Source organism: Pseudaestuariivita sp., from assembly GCF_052825805.1.
In genome coordinates this window covers 385,595-405,740 of sequence record NZ_JBRBVB010000003.1, presented here as the reverse complement: position 1 = coordinate 405,740, position 20,146 = coordinate 385,595, and the positions used below count along the sequence as shown (strand labels likewise).

The following is a 20,146-nucleotide window of genomic DNA, read 5'->3' as shown; positions in this document are numbered from 1 at the left end:
GATAGGTATGGCACAGATCGCGAGGCGTGCAGTCTTGCTTGGCGGGGGCGCCGCGCTGGGCGCCGTGGCCGCGCGCAGCTTTGGTGCGCAGCGTCCGTCCATGGCCGGCACCCAGAGCCTTGTGACACCGCCTGCCGAGAACGTTCTGAACGATGCGAGCGGGCTGAGCCCGACGCCGGTCCACCGCCATATCATTGTTCGGGAGGACCCGGGACAGGCGCTGGTCGATGCTGTCCGCGCCGAGATCGCAGAGGCCCGCGCCGAGGGGCGGCCCTTCAACGTCGGTGCCGCGCGGCACTCGATGGGTGGGCAGGCGATCCCGCGGGACGGACACGCAATGACATTCGACAACGGCAGGGTCGAGATCGACGGCTCCGCCCAGACCTACCGCTGTCATGCCGGCGCGCGCTGGTCGCAGGTGATCGCCGCGCTCGACCCCGTTGGCCTGTCCCCCAAGGTCATGCAATCCAACAACGATTTCGGCGTGGCGGCGACCTACTCTGTGAACGCGCATGGCTGGCCGGTCAAGCTGGGCCCGATGGGCGCGACGGTGCGCAGCGTCGACATGGTGTTGGCCGACGGCACGCTCGTCACCGCGTCACGCTCCGAGAACACCGAGCTCTTCAACGCGGCGATGGGTGGCTACGGCCTCATCGGTGCGATCACCGCGCTCGAGGTCGAGGCCGCGCCGAACCGCAATCTCGTACCGACCTTTGAAAGGATGCCCGCGGGTGACTTTGGCCCGGCGTTTGCCGCAGCCGTGAGCGCCGGCGACGTAGACATGGCCTATGGCCGGCTCAACGTGGACCGTGCGCGCTTCTTCGAGGACGCGCTGATGGTCACTTACCGGGCAGCCGAGGACCAAAACGAGATCCCGACCGCCACAGGCTCGGGCTGGCTGAGCCACGTCGCCCGCGACGTTTTTCGCGCGCAGCTTGGCAACGAGTGGGTCAAGCGGCGCCGCTGGTGGTTCGAGACGGACCTTGGCCCGCGCGTGGGCGGCGGCCAGACCACCCGCAACCAGTTGATCAACGAGCCGGTGGTCACGCTCGACGACGGCGACCCGAACCGGACCGACATTCTGCACGAGTACTTTGTCGCCGTGGACCAGTTCCCGGCCTTCCTCGACGCCTGCCGCGAGGTAATCCCGGCGAGCTATCAAGAGATGCTCAACATCACCCTGCGCTGGGTCGACACGGACGCCGAGAGCCTGCTGAGCTACGCGCCCGTGCCGCGCATCGCCTGCGTGATGCTCTTCAGCCAGGAGATGACCGCGCGCGCTGAGGCGGACATGCAGCGGATGACCCAAGCGCTGATCGACCGGGTGCACGCCATCGGCGGCAGCTATTACCTGCCCTACCGCCTGCACGCGACGCCCGCGCAGTTTGCCGAAGGCTACCCCGGCGCGCTAGCCTTTGCCGCGTTCAAGCGGCAGGTGGACCCCACCGGCGTCTTCCGCACCGATTTCTGGACCCGTTACCTCGAAAGGCTCTGAGTTATGAGTGGTTTGCAAAAGATCTGCCTCGGCTTCTTTGTCGTGCTGATGGGCGCGGCGTCGCTCAACTACATCCCCGGCCTGACGGACGACGACGGGCTGGCCTTCGGGATTTTTGCGCTCGATCTTTTTGACGATGCGCTGCATGCCGCCTCTGCCTTGTGGGCGCTCATTGCCGCGCTCACCAGCCGGGCGGCGGCGCGGACGTTCTGCCTGCTCTTTGGCGCGCTCTATCTCGGCGACGGAGCGCTTGGGCTGGTGACGGGGTCTGGGTATCTCGACTTCGGCATCTTCACGGGTGGCGTTCTGGACCTGCCGTTAGGGTTCAAGATCCTCGCAAACCTGCCGCATCTGGCGCTTGGCAGCATCGCGCTCGTCTCCGGCATCATGGCCGGACCCGCCAAGGCATGAGGCGCTTTGGAAAGCTGCTCGGACGGCTCCTCCTCGCCGCCCTCATCTTTGTGCTGATCCTGCTTGCGCCCGTTGGTTACGTCGAGTTGGCCTGTCGCCCGCAAGGCACGCCCGCGCCGCAGACAGCGCTCGTCGATCCCGAGCACCACCGCCCCGAGGCGCGCACGCTGCTGACTTATCCCGAGTGGCACATCGTGCACGCCTACGACGACTACGCGGAGGTGATCGCCAGCGAGGATCCGCACGACTACGCCTACCTGCGCGGGATCGCGGGGTACTGGACGTCGCTCTGCGATCTCACGCGCGCGTCCGGCACGCTTGGCCCGGTCGATACAGGGACCAAGCAGATGGTCTACGTCATCGGCGTCAGCTTCACCGCCGAGCTGCTCTTCAAGGCGCTCTACGAGGAGACCATCGGACGCGTGGTCACCTGGCTGCGCGGCTCCGAACGCGCTCCGCTCGACGATCTTTCTGCGAAGCAGGCGCGAGCCTACGCGCAGTTCCTCCAGCAGGTCCCATGGTACCGGTACGACTTTGCCGCGGACGCAGACGCCCTGCGCGTGGCCTCGACGGGATCGTTGCGCGACAGCGAACGCGCGGTGGCACTCGGCCTCGAATACGGCGCCAAGCAAGCCTACGCCGGCGTGATCGAAGAGGCCGTCGCCTCCGTCGGGCCAGACGCGCTGCGCCTGCGCATGGTGGTTAACGGGGTGCCAGCCGCTGACCTGGGAGCACTCGACGGCGTCGATGTCATCACCCCCCATGCGCGCGGCATCGAGATCGAGACGCCGCGTTACCGCGAGTTGACGGGGTTGATGCTGCAAATGTCAGAGGCCGGGGCGGAGTTCGTGGAGATTGCCGGGAACGACACGATCCTCTTTACGGCGATCTCCAGTGCGCCGATCGAAAACGCCATGACCTCTCTGCGGCGGCAGGGCTACGGCGATTGGCGGAACCTCATCCTCGTGCCGGTGGCGGAGCTGGCGCCTGCGCTGCGCAATGCCGAGGGGCAGGGCCTGACTATCGAGCACATCCATGATTATTAGGCGCACTCTGCTGACGCTTGCCGCCGTCTTTGCCGGATGGATCGCAGTCCTGAGTAGCGTGATGCTCGTCTCGGACGCAGCGCCCGGTGCCGTCGCCTTCCTGCCGCGCGACGGGTTCATCGCTGCGCTCCCGCCAGACGCCGCCGTCGTCGGAAGCGGGTGGGGCTGGATCGCCATCCGCTCGGATGCGCCCGGCCTTGGCGCGGCGCTCTACAGGGCGGGCGGGCTTCTGGTCCTGCCCGCCGGGCTCACCGGATGCCTGCCTTTGCCTGCCGCCGCCTGACAGCCAGGGCGCTCCCCTTGCACCGGGGCGGGCGATGCTCCATCTAACACCGCAACCGACGGATATGGAGCCAGAGCAATGATCGAACTGGGCCAGGGCCCCGCGCCCTCAGACCTGATCAAGGACGTGACCGAAGCCGAGTTCATGGCCAAGGTCGTGGACGCCTCCAAGGAGGTCCCGGTGATCGTCGACTTCTGGGCGCCCTGGTGCGGCCCGTGCAAGACGCTCGGACCCCAGCTCGAGGCGGCAGTGACGGCCGCCAAAGGCGCGGTCAAGATGGCCAAGGTCGACGTGGATCAGGCTCAGCAGATCGCCGCGCAGCTGCGCATCCAGTCGATCCCGACGGTCTATGCCTTCTACCAGGGCCAACCGGTCGACGGCTTCCAGGGCGCCGTCCCCGAAAGCGAGATCAAGGCATTCGTCGAACGCGTTGCCGCGATGGGCGGCGGCTCTGCCGATGGCGGTCTCGGTGAGGCGGTCGAGGCCGCCGAGGAGATGCTCGCGCAGGGCGCCGCCCCCGATGCCGCGCAGACCTTTGCCGCCATCCTCGGTGAGGACCCGAACCACGCCGGTGCCTACGGCGGGTTGATCCGCGCGCACCTGGCACTGGACGAGCTCGACCAGGCGGAGGCGATCCTCAATGGTGCCCCGGCAGAGATCACCGACACCCCCGAACTCGAGGCCGCCCGCGCCCAGCTGGAGCTGGCCAAGCAGGCGCAGAACGCCGGTCCCGTGGCCGAGCTGCGCGCCGCGGTCGAGGCCAACCCGGACGACCACCAGGCGCGCCTCGACCTGGCGCAGGCGCTGCACGCGGCGGGTGAAACCGAGGCGGCGGTGGACGCGCTGCTCGACCTCTTCCGCCGCGACCGCGAGTGGAACGATGGTGCCGCCAAGACACAGCTTTTCACCATCTTCGACGCCCTCAAACCGAACGACCCGGTCGTGCTGAACGGCCGCAGAAAACTCAGCTCGATGATATTTGCCTGAGGCGCGCGCCAGCCTAGCTCATACTCATGAGCAAGCACGTAGACCTGCCCGACCTCATCCCAGTTTTCCCGCTCCCGGGGGCTCTGTTGCTCCCGCGAGCGCGGATGCCGCTCCACATCTTCGAGCCGCGCTACCTGGCGATGATCGACGATGCCCTCGGCACCAAGGAGCGGCTGATCGGAATGATCCAGCCCAACGAGGTGCCCGGAAAGAAAGCCGGCGGCGTCCACCGCATCGGCTGTGTCGGACGCATCACCCAGTTTTCCGAGACCGAAGACGGGCGGTACATGATCACCCTCACCGGCCTGTCGCGCTACCGCGCCCGGGATGAGGTCGAGGGGTTCACCCCCTACCGCCGCTTCAACGTGAATTGGGACGGGTTCGACGGCGACATGGGCCCGACCGAGCGCGACACCGGCTTTGACCGGCCGAAATTCCTTGATCTGCTGGGGCGGTTCTTTTCGGCACGCGAGCTGAACACCGACTGGGACACGCTCAAGGAGGCCGATGACGAGCTGCTCATCAACTCGCTCTCGATGCTCCTCGATTTCGAGCCGGAGGACAAACAGGCCCTCCTTGAGGCGCCCTCCCTCAGCACGCGGCGCGAAACGCTGGTCACCCTGATCGAATTTGCGCTGCGCAGCGACGGCAGCGGGGATATGATGCAGTGACGACTGCGAGGAACGTCCAATGAGCACACCGCAACCCTTTGACCGCCACATGCTCGAGGCGCTGATCTGCCCGGTGTCGCACAAGACGCTGCGCTATGACGCGGACGCGCAAGAGTTGGTGTCCGAGGCGGCTGGCCTCGCCTTCCCGATCCGCAACGGCATCCCCGTGATGCTGCGCGACGAGGCCCGCACGCTCGACGTCTAACCCCCGTCCCGGACTTGATCCGGGACCTCGAACCATCTTGAGCAAAGCCTTCCATCGCGCGGTCACAAAGCAAATGACCGTTAGCCAGATACGCTCAAACCCAAAACAAAGCACCCGCCTGACGGGAACCGTCAGGCCGCGCCGACCCGCCCCCGTCAAACCGTAGGTTTGCCTTCGGCAAAACGGGCGGCGCGATACGCCACCCCGCGGGACGGCGCGTGAAATGATGTTTTTCAGACCAGCTCTGAAACCACTCGCTCCAGCCACCCCCGCTAAAGCGCCAGCCCCCGCATCAGCCGCGGCAGCTCGCCGGTCAGGCCCGCCGCTTCGCGGATGAAGCCGCGCCGCAGCCCTGGCAGGGCGTTCACAACGCCCATCCCCAAATCGCGGCCCAGCCGCAGGAGCCCGTTGTCGTTGGAAAAGAGGCGGTTAAACGTGTCCGTCGCCAGCGCCAGCGTCGTCGCATCGAACCGCCGCCACGTTTCGTATCGCTTGAGCACAAGCGGGCTTGCGATGTCCTCACCGCGCCGCGTGGCATCCGCCAGAACCTCCGCTAACGCCGCGATGTCGCGCAGGCCGGCGTTCAGTCCCTGTCCCGCGATCGGGTGCACGCCGTGCGCGGCATCTCCGATCAGCACCGTCGGCGCCTCAACGAACCGATGCGCCAGCGACAGCCCCAGCGGGTAGGTGTAGCGCGCGCCGGTCAGCGCGATCTCGCCCAGAAAGTCGCCAAAGAGCGGCCGCAGATGCGCCATGTAACCGTCGTCGTCCCGCGCCTGCAGGCGCGCCGCGGCCTCCGTCCCTTCGGTCCAGACGATTGAGGCGCGATTGCCCGTCAGCGGCAGGATCGCCAGCGGCCCAGAGGGCAAAAACATCTGGTGCGCGATGCCGTGGTGCGGCTTTTCGTGCTCCAACGCGCAAACAAGCGCGGTCTGCCCATAGTCCCAGCGCACATGCTGGATCCCGGCACGCAGCGCCGTGCCGCTCTGCCGGCCATCCGCCCCCACGACCACCCGCCCTTCAAGCGTTTGCCCGTCCGAGAGCGCCAGCGCCCCTCCGTCCTGCGCGGTCACCGACGCGCCCTGCAGCCACGTCACACCCGACGCCGCCAGCTTCGCCTTGCACTCCGCGCGCAGGTGACGGTCCTCGACGAGATGGCCCATCGGCCCCTCTTCGATCTCGGCATGGTCAAAATGCATGAAAAGCGGCGACGGAGGCTGCCCGGGCCGCGCGTCCGACACCTTGATCTCGAGGATAGGCTGGGCGTGATCCGCAACATCCTCCCACAGCCCGAGCCCGCCCAGCAACCGCTGCGAGGCCAGCGCCAGCGCGTAGGAGCGGCCGTCGAATGTCGCACCCACAGATTGCTCAGGCGCGGCATCGATGACCGTCACGCTCAGGCCCGCCGCCTCGGCAGCGAGCGCCATCAGCATGCCGTTGAGGCCGCCACCTACGATCAGGACATCTTGCGTCATGCCCCTGACATACGATGCGGCGCGGGATTGTCCATGCGCGGGATTGTCCAAATCGGGGTGCGTCGCTACCGTCGCGCTCGCCAAGCGACAGGAGAGCTTCATGGACCTGACCCAAACCGCCAGCGCGCTGGGACGCGCCATTGCCTCCGGCGACATCGACCCGGTCGAACTGACCGACGCGTATCTCGACGCCATCGCGGCGCATGGTCACGGCGCGTCGATCTACGCGCGCACGACGCCAAAGCGCGCCCGGGCCGAGGCCGAGGCCGCGCGCGAAAGAGCCAAGGCAGGGCTGCGCAAGGGACCGCTCGACGGGGTGCCGATCTCCTGGAAGGACCTTGTCGACAGTGCCGGCGTCGCGACCGAATCCGGCAGCGCCTTGCTTGCTGGTCGCACGCCCGACACGGATGCCGGTGTGCTTGCCGCCGCCACCGCACAAGGCTCCGTCTGCGTCGGCAAGACGCACCTCAGCGAGCTTGCCTTCTCCGGCCTCGGCTACAACCCGATCACCGCGACGCCGCCCAACGTTCATGATGCCGCGCTTGTGCCGGGTGGATCATCCTCCGGCGCGGCCACGTCTGTCTCGTTCGGCCTCGCGGCGGCAGCCATTGGGTCGGACACGGGCGGGTCGGTGCGCATCCCGGCGGCGTGGAACGACCTCGTCGGGCTCAAGACAACCGCTGGACGGGTCGATGTGACCGGCTGCGTGCCGCTCGCGGCCAAGTTCGACACCATCGGCCCGCTCACCCGTTCCGTCGAGGACGCGGCCAACGTGCTGGCCCTGATCGAGGGCGGCAAAGCGCCGGACCTCGCAAACGCCAGCCTCTCCGGCACGCGCATGGCGGTGCTGGAAACCGGCGCCTTCGACGACATCCGGGATGCGCCCGCCGACGCTTTCGAGAACGCCGTGCACCGGCTCGAGGCGGAGGGAACCAAGATCACACGCATTGCGCTGCCAAGCGTGTCGGACGCGCTCGCGCTCAGCGCGATCCTCTACACGTCCGAAGCCTACGGCACGTGGAAGGACGTGATCGAAGCCGCGCCGGACAAGATGTTCCCGGAGATCCTCGCGCGGTTCCGCGCGGGCAAGGCGTTCATGGCGGCGGACTACATCGCAGCTGTTCAGGCGCTCGATCGCTACCGCGCCGACTATATGGCCGCGACGGCGGAGTTCGACGCCGTGCTTGTGCCAACCGCGCCGATCCTGCCGCCGAACCTCGAACGGCTCAAAACGGACCACGACTACTACGTGACCGAGAACCTGCTGGCCCTGCGCAACACGCGGATCGGCAACCTCATGGGGCTGGCGGTGCTGCAATTGCCGATGGGTGTACCGTCCTGCGGGATCAGCCTGATGGGCGCGCCGATGTCCGAAGAGCGGCTCTTGCGGCTGGGTGCGGCGGCGGAGCGCGCCTTGGCGTAAAAGCCACAGCAAGGCAGATCTCTGCCGCGGCGATGGACAGTGCGGCGCGGGCGTGGCTATTCTGGCACGCAAATGGGGCGCTTACGATCCCACGCACTTTGAGGCAGTTCTGCAATGTTTCCCGAGCGGTTTTCGGACCTTCCGGCTTACGCGTTTCCACGCCTGCGCACGCTTTTGGGCGATCTTGCGCCGGGCGGGCCAGAGATCCAGATGACGATCGGCGACCCGGAGCATCCGTTTCCGGCCTGGGTGACGGACGAGATCTCGAAACATGCCAGCGGCTTCAACTCCTACCCACCAAACGACGGCACGCCTGAGCTGCGCGCGGCCTACGCCGGTTGGCTCAAGACGCGCTACGGCGTTGAAAAGGACCCCGAGACGGAGGTCATGCCGGTCAACGGCACCCGGGAGGGGCTCTACAACGCCTGCATGGCGCTGGTGCCGGAGGTCAAGAACGGCGCGGCACCCCTGATCCTCGCGCCGAACCCGTTTTACCAGGTCTACATGGTCGCCGCACTTTCTGTGCGCGCGGAGCCGTATTTCGTGAACGCAACGGCGGCCTCAGGCCATCTGCCGGACTTTGCGAGCCTGCCGGCGGAGGTACTGGACCGGACGGCGGCGGCGTACATCTGCTCCCCCGCCAACCCGCAGGGCGCGGTGGCGGACAAAGCGTACTGGGCGGCACTGCTGGCACTGGCCGAACAGCACGACTTCAAGGTCTTTGCCGACGAGTGTTACTCCGAGATTTATCGCGACACGCCGCCGACGGGCATCCTCGAGGCGGCACGGGACGCCGGCACCGATCCCGAGCGCATCGTCGCGTTTCACTCCCTGTCGAAACGTTCGAACCTGCCTGGGCTGCGGTCCGGCTTTGTGACCTCGGGACCCGAGACGATCCGCCGGGCCAAGCAGCTGCGCGCCTATGCCGGATCGCCCCTGCCGCTGCCTTTGCAACGCGCTGCGGAGCGAGTTTGGGCGGACGAGGCACATGTCGAAGAAAATCGTGCGCTCTATCACGCGAAGTACACGCTTGCCGACGAGGTGCTGGGTGACGTGCCCGGGTACATGTCGCCGGAGGCGGGGTTTTTCCTGTGGCTGCCGGTGGAGGACGCCGAGGCGGCCACGGTCAAGCTCTGGACCGAGACCGGCGTCAAGGTGCTGCCCGGCAGTTACCTCGCGCAGGACGCCCACGGGGTGAACCCTGGCGCCGGATACATCCGTGTCGCCATGGTCGCCCCACTGGACAAGACAGAAGCCGGCCTGCGCGCGATCCGCGCCTGCCTTTACGCATGACCGAGACGGAGGTGGTTTGATGGCATTCCCCGCACGTGGACGCGATCCGCTCTTTGACAGCAGCACGCAGGCAACGCTCGAGAAACGCGGGCGCGAGCTCTTTGGGTTCGCGCTCTTTGTGCTGGGGGCCATGCTGGCGGCGATGATCGGGTCCTACACGCCGGATGATCCGAGCCTGTTCTCCGCAACCGACGCGCCGGTGCAGAACTGGATGGGGCGCATGGGCGCCTCCATCGCGGCGCCGGTGTTCATGGTCGTCGGTTGGGGTGCGCTCTCGGCGGCGCTGGTGCTGTGCGCCTGGGGGCTGCGGTTCGTGCTGCACCTCGGGACGGAGCGGGCGCTGTGGCGGCTGGTGTTTGCGCCGATTGCGTTGGCAATCTCGGCGATCTACGCGGCGACGCTGGTGCCGGGCGCCGGGTGGACGCACAACTTTGGCCTTGGCGGGCTCTTCGGCGACACGGTGCTGGGCTCTCTGCTGGTGGTGCTGCCGTTCAGCGCGGCGACGGCGCTCAAGGTCCTGTCGCTGGTGCTTGGCCTGACGGCGGTGATCGTGCTGGCGTTTGTGGTCGGGTGTACGCTGGCCGAAGTGCGTGCCGCGCTGCGGTTCCTGCTGGTTGGAACGGTGGTCGCCTATGCCGGTCTGGTGTCGCTTGTCGGGCGTGGCGCATCAGGCGCCGGTGGTCTGGCTCGCGGTTTGCAGGCGCGGCAAGCGGCGCGGCGCGAGGCGCGGGCAGAGGTGCAGGCTGAGGACGCCGTCACCGTGGCCGAACCGAGGGTCAAGCGCGCGCAGCCGATGCCGGTCCCGTCCTCCATCGAGGTCATCGACGAAGACGACGCGGAGATCAGCGCGGACTTCCCCGACGAAGAACCTGCCAAGCCGGGCCTTCTGGCGCGCATGCCGCTGATCGGGCGCAAGGCCGAGCCGCCGGTCACGCGCACGCCCGCCGAACCCGAAGACCGGATCAAGTCGCGCATCTCGGACGCTATCAAGTCCCGCGCGCGCCAGAACCCTGCCGTGCAGGTCGAAAGCGCGGCGCCGCTCACCAAAGGGCGCGGGCGGGGTCCCGTGCCGCTCGTGCTCGACACCAAGACGCAGCCCGACCTGCCGGGCGAGCCGCCGATGACGTCGGTGCAGGCGCCTTCCGTGCCGGCCGAGGCCGTGCCTCCGGTCGCGGCGACGGTTGCCATCGACCTGCCGCCGCTCCCGGAATCTGAGCTGGTCGAGAACGTCGCGCCAACCGCGCCGATGTTCCGCCCCGCACGGACCGAGCCGCAGGTCGCCCGCAAGGTTGTCCCGCAAACGCGCAAGCCTGTGCAGCAGTCCAAGCGCGCCAAGGCCGAAGCGCAGCCGCAGCTCTTTGAAGAGCAGGGCCAGGGCTTTGACCTGCCGCCCCTGTCGCTGCTGGCCAGCCCCGACACGATCCAGCGGCACCAGCTCTCGGACGACGCCCTCGAGGCGAATGCGCGCATGCTCGAGACGGTGCTCGACGACTATGGCGTCAAGGGCGAGATCGTCAGCGTCCGTCCGGGCCCGGTTGTGACGATGTACGAGCTCGAGCCTGCGCCGGGCCTCAAGGCATCGCGCGTGATCGGTCTTGCCGACGACATCGCCCGCTCCATGTCGGCGCTCTCCGCGCGTGTCTCGACCGTGCCGGGGCGCAGCGTGATCGGGATCGAGCTGCCGAATGAAAAGCGGGAGATGGTGAACTTTCGCGAGATCCTGTCGGGCCGCGACTACGGCGACGGCTCGCACAAGCTGCCACTGGTGCTGGGCAAGGATATCGGCGGCGATCACATGGTCGCCAACCTCGCCAAGATGCCGCACCTGCTGATTGCAGGGACCACCGGCTCGGGCAAGTCTGTCGCGATCAACACCATGATCCTGTCGCTCCTCTACAAGCTGACGCCGGACGAGTGCCGGATGATCATGATCGACCCCAAGATGCTGGAACTCAGCGTCTATGACGGGATTCCGCATCTCCTTTCGCCCGTCGTGACCGACCCCAAAAAGGCCGTGGTCGCCCTCAAATGGGTCGTGGGCGAGATGGAGGAGCGCTACCGAAAGATGTCCAAGATGGGCGTGCGCAACATCGACGGCTACAATTCCCGCGTCGCCGATGCGCTGGCCAAGGACGAGATGTTCACCCGCACGGTGCAGACCGGCTTTGACGACGAGACCGGCGAGCCGGTGTTCGAGACCGAAGAGATCAAGCCCGAAAAGATGCCCTTCATCGTCGTGATCGTCGACGAGATGGCCGACCTGATGATGGTCGCGGGCAAGGAGATCGAGGCTTGTATCCAGCGCCTTGCGCAGATGGCGCGGGCGTCAGGCATCCACCTCATCATGGCGACGCAGCGCCCGTCCGTCGACGTCATCACAGGCACGATCAAGGCGAACTTTCCCACCCGCATCTCCTTCCAGGTCACGTCCAAGATCGACAGCCGCACCATCCTCGGAGAGATGGGTGCCGAGCAACTCCTCGGCATGGGTGACATGCTCTACATGGCCGGCGGGGGGAAGATCACCCGCTGCCACGCGCCATTCGTGAGCGACATCGAGGTCGAGGAGATCGTCAACCACCTCAAGGCGTTCGGACCGCCGACCTACGTGTCGGGCGTGGTCTCGGGACCCGCCGACGAAAAGGCGGACGGCATCGACGCGGTGCTCGGCCTCAACACCGGCGGCAACACGAACGGCGAGGACGCGCTCTACGATCAGGCGGTGCAGATCGTCATCAACGACCGCAAATGCTCGACCTCCTACATCCAGCGCAAGCTCGGCATCGGCTACAACAAGGCCGCGCGCCTCGTGGAGCAGATGGAGGAGGAGGGCCTCGTCTCCCCCGCCAACCACGTCGGCAAACGCGACATCCTGGTGCCGGAGCCGGCTTAGGGCGGTTCACTTAACCGAGGTGTCATATAAACAGCTGCGTACGCGCCGCCCGTTTTGCCGAAGGCAAACCTCCGGTTTTACGGTGGCGGGACGGCGCGGCCTGACAGTGCCTGTCAGACGGGCGCTTCGAATGAGGCGATCGTTCTGCGCCCAGTAGATCGTGCCGTAGCAGGAGCGCCATCGGCAAAACCAACCCCAAATCGGCGGCTCGCCGCGCAAAGCGCATCACATTGCCGTTTGGGCAGGTGCAACCTTTTGCTGGGTTCGCTACTTTGGCTCGCATGATGACACGAGTTCTTTTGGTCCCCGCCCTCTGGCTCGCGCTGGCCCTGCCCGCCGCGGCCGACAAGCTGTCGCTCAACGCGATCTCCAATTACCTCAACGGGTTGCAGCAGGCGAAAAGCCCCTTCACCCAGATCAACGAAGACGGCTCCATCTCGACCGGCACAATCTTTATCAAGCGGCCCGGGCGCATCCGGTTCGAGTACAATCCGCCCGAGCAAACGCTGGTGCTCGCCGCCGGCGGCGAGGTCGCGATCTTTGACGAGAAAAGCAACGTCGGCCCCGACCGCTACCCCCTACGGCGCACGCCCCTGTCGATCATTTTGGCGAAGAACGTGAACCTCAACCAGGCGCGCATGGTCACCGGCCATAGCTTTGACGGCACGGCAACTGTGGTGACGGCGCAGGATCCCGAGCATCCCGAGTACGGCAACATCGAGATGAAGTTCACCTCTGGCCCGATTGAGCTGCGCCAGTGGGTGATCAACAGCGACAACGGGTCGACAACCACGGTGATCCTCAGCGGGCTCGACACGCGCGCGCGGCTGAACAACAACATGTTCAACATCATCGCACGGCTGAACGACAACTGACCCGTCAACGCGCGGCGGGATTACCCGCGCCGCGCGACCCGGCAGGTTTGCAGCTGCTGCTGGTACATGACCGACCTATCGCCCACCTCTCCGGCGATACGCATTAGCCATGGCTTGCGGCGGTAGCTGCCGCGGGCGTAGCCCGTGTGGCCGTCGTGATAGGCCAGGTACTGGCGCCGCGCGTCGCTCATCGGGATGCCGAGCCGGTCGCGCGTCTTGGTCATGTACCACCCCATGAAGTCGGTGGCGTGTTTGATATTGTCCCGCTTGTACCGGCGGTTGCCGGTCTCTTCGACATACTCCTTCCACGTCCCGTCCAGCGCCTGGCTGTAGCCAAAGGCCGAGCTTTGCCGCCCCATCGGGAGGACGCCCAGCGTGTAGCGGAACGGCGTGCGCGCATCGCCGATGAACTTGCTCTCCTGATAGATCGTTGCCATCTGCACATGCACCGGCACGCCCCAGCGCCGCTCGGTGGCGCGGAACGCCTTGATATAGCCCGGGCGCTGCTTGAGGATGCTGCACGCGTTGTCGAGGTTACGGGGCGCCGAGGTGTTGCTGCCGCCCCCGCAGGACGCAACCACCAATACCATCAAAAGGGCGCCGACGGATCTGCGCATCATGGGTCTGCCTCATTTGGTTTTTTGTATATTTTATTGAGACTATAGGCCAAAGCCCGCCAGCGCGAAATCCCCTAAGGGCGACCTCACAAAAGCGTTGCCAAAAGAAGCGGCAAAGTGCCGACCGACATCAGCGTGCTGACGACCACGAGACCGGCCACGGCCTCGGACTGCGCCCCGTATTTCTCCGCCAGAAGGTAAGACGTGACCGCCACCGGCGTTGCGATCTGCACCGTCAGCACCGCCGCCGCAACCGGGCCAAGCGCAAAGAGTTCAGCCGTGCCAAAGCCGATGCCCGCGCAGATCACGAACTTGACCGCCGCCAGCAGGATGGCCTGCCCGACGCGCCCCGGCGTCAGCCGCGCCACCGCGACGCCCAGCGTGATCAGCATCAAGGGCACTGCCATCTGCCCCACGAGATCAAGCGTGTTCGTCAGGAACTGCGGCGTCGTCCAGCCCTGCCACTGAAAGAGCGCGCCGAGCAGCGTCGCTGCTACCAGTGGCTCGGCCACAACCTTGCGCAGCGACCCGCCGCCCGACACCAGCCACACCCCAAAGGTAAAGCTGAGGATGCCGGTCATCGCAAAGACGATCACGGCATAGCTCAGCCCCTCCGGCCCGAAGGCCAAAAGCGCCAGCGGCAGGCCGAGGTTGCCCGTGTTGCCAAAGATCATCGGCGCCAGATACGTCCGCCGGTCGAGCCGCAACGCCCAAAGGAGCGCGAGGAACACAAGTGTCACCGCGGCATAGGCGACAAAGGCGGCAAGCGTCGCGCGGCTCAGCGCCTCCCCGGGCAGCTCTGATTCCATCAGTGCGACGAACACCAGACAAGGCACCGCCAGCGTCATGCCCAGCCGTGTGACAAAGGCGACGCGGTACTCGAACCCCAGCCGCACCCAGGCAAACCCAAGCGCCGCCAGCAGAAACACCGGCGCCACGATCTCGAGCACTGTCACAACAAGGTTCACAAACTGTTTCTTTCTGTTTGGCCGGCGGCCATGGACAAAGGGAGGCCGAACGCGGTACGGTCAATCCCTGATATGGATCACATGCGCGCGAAATATCACCTTGGACAGATTGTCCGCCATCGCAAGCATCCCTTCAGGGGTGTTGTGTTCGATGTGGACCCGACGTTCAACAACACCGAAGAGTGGTACGAGGCGATCCCCGAGGACAGCCGCCCGCGCAAGGAGCAGCCGTTTTACCACCTGCTCGCCGAGAACGATCAGTCGTTTTACGTGGCCTATGTGTCCGAACAGAACCTGGTGGCGGACTATTCGGGGGAGCCGGTGGACCACCCGGATATCCCGGACCTCTTTGGCCCGTTCCAGGACGGCGCCTACCCGCTGCATTTTCACATGAACTGACCGCTTGGATGGGTGAAATCACCCATCCTACGTCTCAGTACCCCAGCGCGATTCCGTCCTTGCGCGGATCGGACGCCCCCTCCAGCACGCCGTCCTCGCGGATGTAGATGGCCTGCGCCCCGCCGATCGGCACGTGCGGCGTCTGCACATTGTGGCCGAGGTCTGCCAGCTCCTGTCGCACGCTGCCTGAAAACCCGCGTTCGAGCATAAGCCCTTCGGCCTCGGGAAAGGCGCGGGGCGCGTCGAGCATCTCCTGCAGCTCCATCCCGAAATCGAGCCGGTTGGTCACCATCCGCGCGTGTCCGCAGGGCTGGTACTGCCCGCCCATCACGCCAAATGGCATCGTCACGCGTCCGCCCTCGCGCAGGATCGCGGGGATGATCGTGTGCATCGGGCGCTTGCCGCCGGAAAGTTCGTTCGGGTGACCGGGTTCCAACGAGAACCCCGCGCCGCGGTTTTGCAGGAGGATGCCGAACTTGTCCGACGCGATGCCCGACCCAAATCCGTGAAAGATCGAATAGATCAGCGACACCGCCATGCGGTCGCGGTCGACCACGGTGATATAGATCGTGTCCTTGTGCACCGCCTCTGTTGCGGCAGTCACGTCCGGCAGGACGCGGTCCATCGCGACGAGGCTGGCCAGTCTCTTGGCCGTCTCCATCGACAGCATGTGGTCCAGCCGCGTTGTCGCGTCCGCATCCGCGAGAAAGCGGTTGCGCGCGTCATAGGCGAGCTTGGCCGCCTCCGCCTCGATATGCGTGCGCCGGGCGCCGAACGGGTCGAGGCTGGCCAGATCGAATTGCGCGAGGATGTTGAGCATCAGGAGCGCCGTCGCGCCTTGCCCGTTGGGTGGATGCTCGACCAGTTCGACGCCCCTGTAGGTGCCGGAAACCGGCAGGGTCAGCGTTGGCGCGTTGCCGGCAAAATCCTCTGCCGTGTGGAGACCGCCAAGCCGCGCCAGGGTCGCGCGCATGTCGTCGGCGACTTCGCCTTCGTAGAACGCGGTGCGCCCTGTCTTAGCAGTCCGGCGCAGCACTTCGGCCTGACCGGGGGCGGTGAGCTTTTGCCCAACCGTGAAGGGGGCGCCGTTGTTGAGAAAGGCTTGTCCGTTGTCCTGCAGCACGGCGTGGCTGGAGGCGTAGTCGAAGGCCACGCGCGGCGCGATCGGCACGCCAGCCTCGGCGTAGTGGATGGCCGGAGAGAGCAGGCGGTCGAGGCCGAGCCTCCCTTCGGTCTCGGAGAGGTGGCAGAACGCATCGATGGCGCCGGGGATGGACACCGCAGCAGGATCATAAAGCGGCATCTTGCTGTGGCCCGCGTCCCGCATCGCCTCGGCAGAGGCGGCAGCAGGTGTGCGGCCAGACCCGTTCAGCGCGTGAACCTCCCCGCTGCCGGCCCGGTTCCAGAGGGCAAAGCAATCGCCCCCGATCCCGGTCATCGCAGGCTCGCAAAGACCCAGAAGCACCGCGCCGGCGATGGCCGCATCCATGGCGTTGCCGCCGTCCTTGAGCACATCGAGCGCTGCTTGCGCCGCCAGCGGGTGCGAGGTCGCGCAGATGCCGTTTTCGGCAAACACCGTCGACCGGCCCGGTAGATGAAAATCGCGCATCGCTCCCCCCAACGCAAATCACCAGCCGGACCCTAGGGGGCGCTGGCCGAATTGCCAATGTCGTCAGATGATCGGGGGGAGTTAAGACCTCGACGCCGCACACTGGGTGGGGGCTGTTAACGCACGGCGCCGAGGGAAGCCTAAGCAGCTACAAGGGAGTGTATGGCGGAGGTTTCTGGCCCGACTTGGGAGCGTTTGAGACCATTTTGCGGCGCAGCGCCCAAGTGAGGCGAGTACGTAAAAAATACGATAAAACAGATACTTAAATTGGAGGCATCGCAGAAAGATCGAAGCCTGCACGCAGGCGCGCGAGGCTTTGATCAGGTGGCCAGTGTCAGGCTCAGCCGGTTGCGGCCGTTCTGGTGCGTGTATTCGAGCGTTTCCGTCATCTCGCGGATCAGGAACCAGCCGAATCCGCCCTCGGGCAGATCGTCGGCTGAGGTGTCGAGATCGACGGGATGGCCCAGCGGTGGCGTGCCGAATGGCATCTGGCGGCCGGTGTCGAGGATGTCGAACTGTACCCTGCCGAGCAGGACCTGCGCGTTGACCTCGATGTCGCCGCATTCGGTCGCGTCGTAGGCGTGCTCGACCACGTTGTTGAGCGCTTCGGCCAGCACGATCTCGACCGACCCGAGCGCCTCGGGATCGACCTTGCGGGACTTGAGCGCGGCGATGATGTCGCTCAGCGCGTGGCGCACGCTGAATGTGTCGTTCTTGAGCCGCACGCAGAGGCCAGACTCAAAGTGGCCAGAATCAACGTAGCCAGTATCAAAGCTGTCCGCCGTCATCGCGGCTCACTCCGCGGTGGCGAGGGCATCCTCGACCGTGGGGTGCACCACAAAGATCGTGTCCATCCGGGTCAGGCGAAACACCTTGGCCACGGTTTCGGTCAGGCCGGCAAGCTCGAGCCGGCGGCGGTTCGACATCTGTTTCATCGCGGCGACGATGGCGCCGAGGCCGCTCGAATCGATGAAATCGACCTGGCTGAGGTCGAGGATCACGCGGCCAGAGCCGCCTTCTGTCTCCGCCTTCATGCGGTCCTTGAACTGGATGGCGACGGCGGCGTCGATGCGCGGCTCGCGCGCGACGACGATTTGCGCGTCGCCGTGGGTTGAGCTGGAAAGTTCCATGTCGTCCTCTTGCAGGTCTCGTTTGGCTGTGCACGCTAGCGCGCAATCGTTACCGAGACGTTCACCGGAGAAATTGATGAAAAACGTTGGCATTCTGGGCGCGGCCCGCACCGCTATGGGCGGATTTCAGGGCGTGTTCGACGGCGTCGCTGCGTCCGAGCTGGGCGGGGTCGCCATCGCCGGCGCGCTGGCACAGGCGGAGAAAAGCACCGCGGATGAGGTGCTTATGGGCTGTGTGCTGCCCGCGGGCCAGGGCCAGGCACCGGCGCGACAGGCGAGCTTTGCTGCGGGCCTCGGCGAGGAGGTCCCTGCCACGACGCTCAACAAGATGTGCGGGTCGGGCATGCAGGCGGTGATGATGGCCTGCGATCAGGTCCAGCTGGGACGTGCAGATACGGTTGTCGCCGGCGGGATGGAGAGCATGTCGAACGCGCCGTACCTTCTTCCCAAGATGCGCGGCGGCGCGCGAATCGGGCATGGGCAGGTGGTCGATCACATGTTCCTCGACGGGCTCGAGGACGCCTACGACAAGGGGCGCCTGATGGGGACCTTTGCCGAGGATTGCGCGGAGAAGTTCCAGTTTACCCGCGAGGCGCAAGACGCCTATGCGCTCGGCTCGCTCGAGAATGCGCTCAAGGCGCAGGGCGATGGCGCGTTCGAGGGTGAAATCGTCGACGTGACGGTCAAGACCCGCAAGGGCGAGACGGTGATCGGTGCCGACGAGCAGCCGGCCAGCGCGCGCCCCGACAAGATACCGCAGCTGAAACCGGCCTTTCGCAAGGAGGGGACGGTCACGGCGGCCAATGCCTCCTCGATTTCGGACGGGGCGGCGGCTCTGGTGCTGGGGACCGAGGGGCCCGTGCGCGCGTGGGTTCGCGGCTATGCCAGCCACGCGCAGGCGCCGGGCTGGTTTACCACCGCGCCCGTGCCGGCCGCGCAAAAGCTGCTGAAGCAGGTGGGGTGGGACGTGGCGGACGTCGATCTGTGGGAGGTGAACGAGGCGTTTGCGGTGGTGCCGATGGCCTTCATGCACGAGATGGGCTTGCCGCGGGACAAGGTGAACGTGAACGGCGGTGCCTGCGCGCTCGGCCATCCCATCGGTGCGAGCGGCGCGCGGATCATCGTGACGCTGCTGAACGCGCTGGAAAAGCGCGGCCTCAAACGCGGCGTCGCGGCGATCTGTATTGGCGGAGGCGAGGGCACGGCCATCGCCATTGAACGCCCGTGAGCCGGATCGACTATGACGCCGCACGGGGCAGCATTGCGGCGCTCACCGAAGGGGAGACTGACGCGGTCGCGCTGATGGCCACCGTTGTTTGCGAGCTGCACCATGCGGACGACAGGTTCGACTGGACGGGGTTTTACCGCGTGACCGCGCCGGAGCTGCTCAAGATCGGGCCGTATCAGGGCGAGCATGGCTGCCTCGTCATCCCGTTCTCGCGCGGGGTGTGCGGGGCGGCGGCGCGCACAGGGGAGGTGCAGTTGGTCGACGACGTCGATGCCTTCCCGGGTCACATCGCCTGCGCGTCCTCCACCCGGTCCGAGATCGTGCTGCCGGTTTATGATTCGCGCGGAGCGCTGCTCGGCGTGCTCGACATCGACAGCGACCAGCCTGCGGCGTTCGAGGCGCGGGATGCAGAGGAATTGTCAGGGATTTTGAGGCAGGTGTTCGCCAGGCTCTGACCGTTTTGCCAGCAAGGTCAGGCGTTTCTGCACTGCGGCGTGAAAAAATACGTTGCTTTTTCACGAAGGCGACGGCAACGTGAAAAAGACGTAAGATTTTTCACGAAGGGCCCGAGGTGCTGCACGAGCTTCCAGTTCCGACGACACTGGGCGCCGACATCCGGGCGCTGCGCAAGGCGCGCGGGCTGACGTTGCAGGACGTCGCGGACGATCTGCAGCGGTCCGTCGGGTGGGTCAGCCAGATCGAGCGGGACATCTCCGAGCCGTCGATCGAGGACCTGCGCGACTTTGCGCGGCTCTTCGACGTGTCGGTCTCGATCCTCTTTGGTCAATCGGGTGGCCCTGCAGCAGAGGCTGGACGGGTCGTGCGCGCAGGCGCGCGGCGCAAGATCGGTGCGGCGGCGGGCCTGGTCGAAGAGCTGCTGTCGCCCGATCTCACCGACGATTTCGAGATGGTGCATTCGGTCTTTCAGCCCGGCGCTGTGAGCACCTCGACGGTCACACGTCCTACGCAGGAGGTGGCCTATCTGGTGTCCGGCCAGCTGGATCTGACCATCGGGGGCGAGGCGTTCACCATCCGCGCGGGCGACAGTTTTCGCATCCGAGAAGAGGGCTATTCGTGGGCCAATCCCTACGCCGAGGCGGCGGTTGCGATCTGGGTGATCGCGCCGCCGGTCTACTGA

The 20,146-nt window shown here is 66.2% G+C and carries 21 protein-coding genes; 15 read left to right on the top strand and 6 right to left on the bottom strand.

From position 1 onward, the window contains the following. The first annotated feature begins 7 nt into the window (after positions 1–7). The 7 genes from ACU0B3_RS06260 to ACU0B3_RS06230 all read left to right on the top strand — a co-directional run bounded on the left by ACU0B3_RS06260 (position 8) and on the right by ACU0B3_RS06230 (position 5,098). A complete protein-coding gene (locus ACU0B3_RS06260) occupies positions 8–1,495 on the top strand; it encodes an FAD-binding protein (RefSeq protein WP_446259968.1) in 1,488 nt (495 codons plus the stop codon). A 3-nt stretch (positions 1,496–1,498) separates the two neighbouring features. Further along, on the top strand, positions 1,499–1,906 hold the full coding sequence (locus ACU0B3_RS06255) for a hypothetical protein (RefSeq protein ID WP_446259967.1): 408 nt from the start codon (positions 1,499–1,501) through the stop codon (positions 1,904–1,906). Beyond that, entirely contained in the window at positions 1,903–2,952 is a 1,050-nt protein-coding gene (locus ACU0B3_RS06250; RefSeq protein WP_446259966.1) for a hypothetical protein, read from the top strand. Before ACU0B3_RS06255 ends, ACU0B3_RS06250 begins: the two co-directional genes overlap by 4 nt. Beyond that, positions 2,942–3,235: a hypothetical protein gene (locus tag ACU0B3_RS06245; RefSeq protein WP_446259965.1), complete on the top strand. Its 294-nt coding sequence runs from the start codon at positions 2,942–2,944 to the stop codon at positions 3,233–3,235. Before ACU0B3_RS06250 ends, ACU0B3_RS06245 begins: the two co-directional genes overlap by 11 nt. 78 nt (positions 3,236–3,313) lie before the next feature. Beyond that, positions 3,314–4,222 carry a thioredoxin gene (trxA, locus tag ACU0B3_RS06240; RefSeq protein ID WP_446259964.1) on the top strand — a complete coding sequence of 303 codons (909 nt, stop codon included), beginning with the start codon at positions 3,314–3,316 and terminating at the stop codon, positions 4,220–4,222. 26 nt (positions 4,223–4,248) lie between these two features. Further along, a complete protein-coding gene (locus tag ACU0B3_RS06235; RefSeq protein ID WP_446259963.1) occupies positions 4,249–4,893 on the top strand; it encodes an LON peptidase substrate-binding domain-containing protein in 645 nt (214 codons plus the stop codon). Between the two features lie 19 nt (positions 4,894–4,912). Continuing rightward, positions 4,913–5,098: a Trm112 family protein gene (locus ACU0B3_RS06230; RefSeq protein WP_446259962.1), complete on the top strand. Its 186-nt coding sequence runs from the start codon at positions 4,913–4,915 to the stop codon at positions 5,096–5,098. A gap of 272 nt (positions 5,099–5,370) precedes the next feature. Here ACU0B3_RS06230 and ACU0B3_RS06225 read toward each other — a convergent pair whose 3' ends face one another. Next, positions 5,371–6,573, bottom strand: coding sequence for an FAD-dependent monooxygenase (locus ACU0B3_RS06225; protein ID WP_446259961.1), 1,203 nt, complete (start codon positions 6,571–6,573; stop codon positions 5,371–5,373). A 100-nt stretch (positions 6,574–6,673) separates the two neighbouring features. On the opposite strand from ACU0B3_RS06225, the gene ACU0B3_RS06220 reads away from it, so the two are divergent. The 4 genes from ACU0B3_RS06220 to ACU0B3_RS06205 all read left to right on the top strand — a co-directional run bounded on the left by ACU0B3_RS06220 (position 6,674) and on the right by ACU0B3_RS06205 (position 13,057). Continuing rightward, positions 6,674–7,996 (top strand): amidase, encoded by a 1,323-nt coding sequence (locus ACU0B3_RS06220; protein ID WP_446259960.1) that lies wholly within the window; start codon positions 6,674–6,676, stop codon positions 7,994–7,996. Between the two features lie 114 nt (positions 7,997–8,110). Further along, on the top strand, positions 8,111–9,289 hold the full coding sequence (locus ACU0B3_RS06215; protein ID WP_446259959.1) for an aminotransferase class I/II-fold pyridoxal phosphate-dependent enzyme: 1,179 nt from the start codon (positions 8,111–8,113) through the stop codon (positions 9,287–9,289). A gap of 19 nt (positions 9,290–9,308) precedes the next feature. Continuing rightward, a complete protein-coding gene (locus ACU0B3_RS06210; RefSeq protein WP_446259958.1) occupies positions 9,309–12,182 on the top strand; it encodes a DNA translocase FtsK in 2,874 nt (957 codons plus the stop codon). A 284-nt stretch (positions 12,183–12,466) separates the two neighbouring features. After that, entirely contained in the window at positions 12,467–13,057 is a 591-nt protein-coding gene (locus tag ACU0B3_RS06205; RefSeq protein ID WP_446260207.1) for a LolA family protein, read from the top strand. Between the two features lie 20 nt (positions 13,058–13,077). Here the strand turns inward: ACU0B3_RS06205 and ACU0B3_RS06200 are convergent, their stop codons facing one another. After that, complete coding sequence (locus tag ACU0B3_RS06200; protein WP_446260206.1) at positions 13,078–13,674, bottom strand: transglycosylase SLT domain-containing protein; 597 nt, start codon at positions 13,672–13,674, stop codon at positions 13,078–13,080. 86 nt (positions 13,675–13,760) lie between these two features. Then, entirely contained in the window at positions 13,761–14,642 is an 882-nt protein-coding gene (locus ACU0B3_RS06195; RefSeq protein ID WP_446259957.1) for an AEC family transporter, read from the bottom strand. Positions 14,643–14,714: 72 nt separating this feature from the next. On the opposite strand from ACU0B3_RS06195, the gene hspQ reads away from it, so the two are divergent. Next, positions 14,715–15,041, top strand: a complete 327-nt coding sequence (gene hspQ / locus ACU0B3_RS06190; RefSeq protein ID WP_446260205.1) for a heat shock protein HspQ — start codon at positions 14,715–14,717, stop codon at positions 15,039–15,041. 34 nt (positions 15,042–15,075) lie between these two features. Here the strand turns inward: hspQ and ACU0B3_RS06185 are convergent, their stop codons facing one another. The 3 genes from ACU0B3_RS06185 to ACU0B3_RS06175 all read right to left on the bottom strand — a co-directional run bounded on the left by ACU0B3_RS06185 (position 15,076) and on the right by ACU0B3_RS06175 (position 17,780). Beyond that, a complete protein-coding gene (locus tag ACU0B3_RS06185; protein WP_446259956.1) occupies positions 15,076–16,650 on the bottom strand; it encodes a gamma-glutamyltransferase family protein in 1,575 nt (524 codons plus the stop codon). A gap of 320 nt (positions 16,651–16,970) precedes the next feature. Next, entirely contained in the window at positions 16,971–17,438 is a 468-nt protein-coding gene (locus ACU0B3_RS06180) for an ATP-binding protein (protein ID WP_446259955.1), read from the bottom strand. 6 nt (positions 17,439–17,444) lie between these two features. Then, complete coding sequence (locus ACU0B3_RS06175) at positions 17,445–17,780, bottom strand: STAS domain-containing protein (RefSeq protein WP_446259954.1); 336 nt, start codon at positions 17,778–17,780, stop codon at positions 17,445–17,447. Between the two features lie 76 nt (positions 17,781–17,856). Between ACU0B3_RS06175 and ACU0B3_RS06170 the strand changes: the two genes are divergently transcribed. The 3 genes from ACU0B3_RS06170 (at position 17,857) to ACU0B3_RS06160 (ending at position 20,146) form a co-directional block, all read left to right on the top strand. Beyond that, a complete protein-coding gene (locus ACU0B3_RS06170; protein ID WP_446259953.1) occupies positions 17,857–19,008 on the top strand; it encodes a thiolase family protein in 1,152 nt (383 codons plus the stop codon). Further along, positions 19,005–19,463, top strand: coding sequence for a GAF domain-containing protein (locus tag ACU0B3_RS06165; RefSeq protein ID WP_446259952.1), 459 nt, complete (start codon positions 19,005–19,007; stop codon positions 19,461–19,463). The genes ACU0B3_RS06170 and ACU0B3_RS06165 overlap by 4 nt, the downstream gene beginning before the upstream one ends. 116 nt (positions 19,464–19,579) lie before the next feature. Then, the gene (locus tag ACU0B3_RS06160; RefSeq protein WP_446259951.1) at positions 19,580–20,146 is read left to right on the top strand and encodes a helix-turn-helix domain-containing protein; all 567 of its coding nucleotides are present in this window, start codon (positions 19,580–19,582) and stop codon (positions 20,144–20,146) included.

Bases quoted from the DNA above. Each gene is read 5' to 3' on its own strand.
- ACU0B3_RS06260 (WP_446259968.1), top strand. From the start codon at position 8: ATGGCACAGATCGCGAGGCGTGCAGTCTTGCTTGGCGGGGGCGCCGCG.
- ACU0B3_RS06255 (WP_446259967.1), top strand. From the start codon at position 1,499: ATGAGTGGTTTGCAAAAGATCTGCCTCGGCTTCTTTGTCGTGCTGATG.
- ACU0B3_RS06250 (WP_446259966.1), top strand. From the start codon at position 1,903: ATGAGGCGCTTTGGAAAGCTGCTCGGACGGCTCCTCCTCGCCGCCCTC.
- ACU0B3_RS06245 (WP_446259965.1), top strand. From the start codon at position 2,942: ATGATTATTAGGCGCACTCTGCTGACGCTTGCCGCCGTCTTTGCCGGA.
- trxA (WP_446259964.1), top strand. From the start codon at position 3,314: ATGATCGAACTGGGCCAGGGCCCCGCGCCCTCAGACCTGATCAAGGAC.
- ACU0B3_RS06235 (WP_446259963.1), top strand. From the start codon at position 4,249: ATGAGCAAGCACGTAGACCTGCCCGACCTCATCCCAGTTTTCCCGCTC.
- ACU0B3_RS06230 (WP_446259962.1), top strand. From the start codon at position 4,913: ATGAGCACACCGCAACCCTTTGACCGCCACATGCTCGAGGCGCTGATC.
- ACU0B3_RS06225 (WP_446259961.1), bottom strand. From the start codon at position 6,573: ATGACGCAAGATGTCCTGATCGTAGGTGGCGGCCTCAACGGCATGCTG.
- ACU0B3_RS06220 (WP_446259960.1), top strand. From the start codon at position 6,674: ATGGACCTGACCCAAACCGCCAGCGCGCTGGGACGCGCCATTGCCTCC.
- ACU0B3_RS06215 (WP_446259959.1), top strand. From the start codon at position 8,111: ATGTTTCCCGAGCGGTTTTCGGACCTTCCGGCTTACGCGTTTCCACGC.
- ACU0B3_RS06210 (WP_446259958.1), top strand. From the start codon at position 9,309: ATGGCATTCCCCGCACGTGGACGCGATCCGCTCTTTGACAGCAGCACG.
- ACU0B3_RS06205 (WP_446260207.1), top strand. From the start codon at position 12,467: ATGACACGAGTTCTTTTGGTCCCCGCCCTCTGGCTCGCGCTGGCCCTG.
- ACU0B3_RS06200 (WP_446260206.1), bottom strand. From the start codon at position 13,674: ATGCGCAGATCCGTCGGCGCCCTTTTGATGGTATTGGTGGTTGCGTCC.
- hspQ (WP_446260205.1), top strand. From the start codon at position 14,715: ATGGATCACATGCGCGCGAAATATCACCTTGGACAGATTGTCCGCCAT.
- ACU0B3_RS06185 (WP_446259956.1), bottom strand. From the start codon at position 16,650: ATGCGCGATTTTCATCTACCGGGCCGGTCGACGGTGTTTGCCGAAAAC.
- ACU0B3_RS06180 (WP_446259955.1), bottom strand. From the start codon at position 17,438: ATGACGGCGGACAGCTTTGATACTGGCTACGTTGATTCTGGCCACTTT.
- ACU0B3_RS06175 (WP_446259954.1), bottom strand. From the start codon at position 17,780: ATGGAACTTTCCAGCTCAACCCACGGCGACGCGCAAATCGTCGTCGCG.
- ACU0B3_RS06170 (WP_446259953.1), top strand. From the start codon at position 17,857: ATGAAAAACGTTGGCATTCTGGGCGCGGCCCGCACCGCTATGGGCGGA.